Annotated in this window: 3 protein-coding genes; 1 reads left to right on the forward strand and 2 read right to left on the reverse strand. The window is 51.4% G+C overall.

The window, feature by feature from the left end:
- Positions 1-153 precede the first annotated feature (153 nt).
- A complete protein-coding gene (locus ACIOZM_RS31655) occupies positions 154-897 on the forward strand; it encodes an ATP-binding domain-containing protein (RefSeq protein WP_401221577.1) in 744 nt (247 codons plus the stop codon).
- Between the two features lie 101 nt (positions 898-998).
- Here the strand turns inward: ACIOZM_RS31655 and ACIOZM_RS31660 are convergent, their stop codons facing one another.
- Complete coding sequence (locus tag ACIOZM_RS31660) at positions 999-1748, reverse strand: restriction endonuclease (RefSeq protein WP_401221580.1); 750 nt, start codon at positions 1746-1748, stop codon at positions 999-1001.
- A gap of 24 nt (positions 1749-1772) precedes the next feature.
- Positions 1773-2528: a restriction endonuclease gene (locus ACIOZM_RS31665; protein ID WP_401221583.1), complete on the reverse strand. Its 756-nt coding sequence runs from the start codon at positions 2526-2528 to the stop codon at positions 1773-1775.
- Between the last annotated feature and the right edge of the window lie 96 nt (positions 2529-2624).

The following is a 2624-nucleotide window of genomic DNA, read 5'->3' on the forward strand; positions in this document are numbered from 1 at the left end:
CACTCGAAACTGGGATATCTGCCACCGACCGTTTACGAACGGACGATGGTATCGGAACCACCTATCGAGGTGTCTGGAATTAGTTGACCACTACAAATTCCTCTGACAGAGTTAACCGAGGTCAAGCGTCAGTCTAAGGACTCTGCGATTCCCTTGGCGACCCGGCTTATTCGCGAGGGACATTGGCCTGCTTTCAGCGACATAGAAACCGCCGAGGTAGTATTTTTGCCGTGCGCGGATGAACAAATCTCCCCGACAGTCATCAAGCTTTACGAGAAAGATCAGCAGAACAGCCAAATCCTCTGCGCTACGAAGTCATGCAATTTCGCAGGTGTGAAAGCGCTCAATCGCCTCTGCCATAATAAATACGCGCAGCACAATAGGCCGCTTCTTGCCGCAAACCTGGAGACAGGTGAAATCGAAGCAACCGGCTTGTGTGTTGGTGATTTGATGATGTACACGGCGAATGATTGGAATCGTAATCTGCAAAACGGATCACTAGGTCGGTTGCTGGATGTCTTCGATGAACCTCGCACCGTTAATCTTGGAGATGAGGGATCTCCAGATATGCGCGTAGCTCTGGGGCTCGCGGATTACGAAGGCGTGAAGCATTTCGTACTGGATAGCGATGTCGATGCCATGGAGCACGCTTATGCTATCAGCGTGCATAAGGCACAAGGCTCGCAGTTCCGCAGAGTCATTGTTCCTATTCGCAGATCACGTATTTTGGATAGAACCTTTGTCTACACGGCGGCCACACGCGCCCAAGTTCAAGTCATCTTCGTGGGCGATGTGGATGCAGTGAGGGAAGCCGTGGCCCTACCACCAAAAGCCTTCTCGCGGCGAGTGGGACTACGCGAAATGCTGGATGCGCAGATTTTTGTGGGTGAGGGCTAATGGGTAGTTGTACAGATCCGACCGCCCCATTTGCATTGAATTTGACCACCACGCTCCGCGGCCATTGCCAGCAGAGCCGACCCAATGCTGCTCACCATTTGTCATGTCGCGTACTTGTCCCTTAGCGCTCGGAACTCTGTAAGAGCAGATTCGCCATACGCCACGGACTTCTCTAGAAGTTCTCTGTATGCCGTTTCATCCAAGATGTTATCTGGAATTGTGCTTAAGATCGGCTCTGGAGTGAGCCGTGCACGTAGCGGAAGGGATGGAATCGGCTCTCTTCGCAGGAGGCGACTATAAGGGCCGAGTGACTGCATCACCATGCCGAACAGATCATATTTTTCCTTCAGCGATATGTACTTCGACTTGTCGTCATCCGACATTTTTTCGAACCAAGCTGGTAGAAATGGCTCCGAGTAAGTCATTAGCCCATCTAGTTTTTTAACAATTTCCTTTGTGAAGAACTCCTCAAACCAACTCTCTTCGAAGATATCTTGAAACTCTTGCCAGGTAACGAGCTTCAAATTCGTCAAGTCGCTAGCGGACACGGCTCCGGATTGAAATCCCTCCATGGAGATGATGTAACCGATGTTGGCCCCGATCTCTTGGACCACGGTTCGGAATCCGTGTACGACGGCCTGCGGAATACGTGATTTCCAGTATTTACACTCACACGCAATGGCGTACCTCCGACCGCGAATTGTTTCATCGGCGTAGACGTCCAACTCCACCGTCCCCCGAGCGGACTGAATTTTTTTCTCGACCTCTACGTCGAAGCCGCACTCTATAAGAATGCGGCCAACTTCGGTCTGCAACGCTTGCCAGCTGTCAGGAGCGTTTCGAGTGATCATGAAGCATAACTCCCAAGGGCACCTTCAGCCGCCGAATGATGAAACGGGCAAAAACGCTTCGCCAGTTTGAGATGCATGGCGACGAATTCTACGAACGACCTCCAAGCAATGCATGCCACCAGTGAGGATGAGGTAAATGTGAGAAGCATCGAGCAATAGTAAGGTGCTCTTTTTACCTGACGCCTCGTTCACTGCCACTGAAGAATACCCAGCCATGGATAGGAACAAGCCCATTGTGTTGTCGGCTTTGCTCTCTACTTTTCCGCGAAATACGTCGATATCCGGTCCCCCAGCCTGACTTTTAGTGAACTTCAGCTCAACAAGATAGGTGGTTCCGTCAACGGTAATTGACCCGTCAATCTGCCTGCCGCCTGTGTTGTATGGGCGGCGATGTTCGATTTCTGCGAAAGCTAGGAAGTCATAGAACCAGTCTTGAAAGGCGTATCCACCCGGTGCCGTTCCCATCTGGGGCGCTAGATCATCGAGTCGTTGCATTAGTGCGGCGAGGCTTCCTTGCTTTCTCTGAGCGACCTCACGTTCTTCCCTGGCTTTAGTCTTTGCCGCTTCGCGTTCTCGTTCCGATCGAATTTCTTCGGATTGACGGGCGATGAGCGTTTTCAACTCAGCAACGGCCTTAGCAGCATCCTGAATTTTTAAATTAGAGTCCTCCCAGTTACGGAGATCAGGGAAGCTAATTTGCTCAGCTAGAAAAGTGGCCATTTCGCCAATAACAGCCTTACCTTTATCATTTCGCTGCAAAGCAGCGAACGTGCGATCCAAAGTATGCGTCCGGGCATCACGCCTTGCGTGATTAAACCGGCTGCCACTTATGCGGAAGCAACTGCTCGATTTCACTCGCCCGCTGCGTCGGCAGGC

Source organism: Pseudomonas sp. NPDC087346, from assembly GCF_044744235.1.
Taxonomy (GTDB): Bacteria; Pseudomonadota; Gammaproteobacteria; order Pseudomonadales; family Pseudomonadaceae; genus Aquipseudomonas.